The sequence below is a fragment of the Desulfatitalea alkaliphila genome (genome assembly GCF_022968795.1).
Lineage (GTDB): Bacteria > Desulfobacterota > Desulfobacteria > Desulfobacterales > Desulfosarcinaceae > Desulfatitalea > Desulfatitalea alkaliphila.
Map to the genome: position 1 here is coordinate 1 of NZ_JALJRB010000094.1, position 520 is coordinate 520.

The following is a 520-nucleotide window of genomic DNA, read 5'->3' on the forward strand; positions in this document are numbered from 1 at the left end:
GATGCAAACCCGATTAATGCTGAAGCGCTTCTTGAGCCGCTCGCCAACGGGCAAAAGCGTTGTGACATCGGTCGTATTGCCGGGCCACATCTCACAACAAATCGGCCGGCCCTTATCGTCGATCACCGCTCCGACCACCATCTGAACAAGATCGGGCCGATGGCCCTTGCTGAATCCTCTTTGACCGATGCTCTCTCCGCCACGGCCCTCGAAGTAAATCGAGGTGGTATCGAAAAAGACCAAATCCAGATTCGAAAACAGGTCGCGACGATAAGAAAACAAGAGCTCTTCAACCAGATCCTTGTTGCAGCGCGGCAAAATGACGGAGGGGTCGTCCGTCCCGCCGATCTGCTCCCCCAAAAAACCCATGGCGCGGTACAGATGATGAAGGTCCAGCCCTTCGATGCCGTCGATGATGTAATCGCGGCACCAGCGGCTGCAAAAACGGTCCGATCCGGAAACCATCAACCGGTGCAACACCGTGAGAAAAATGGCGCGTTCAACATCGAATTCATATTTT

General features: G+C 54.2%; 1 protein-coding gene. It reads right to left on the reverse strand.

Translation table 11 applies throughout. From position 1 onward, the window contains the following. Positions 1–520 (reverse strand): IS1634 family transposase (locus MRX98_RS22325; RefSeq protein WP_425523915.1); only part of this gene is annotated, 520 nt, incomplete at both ends.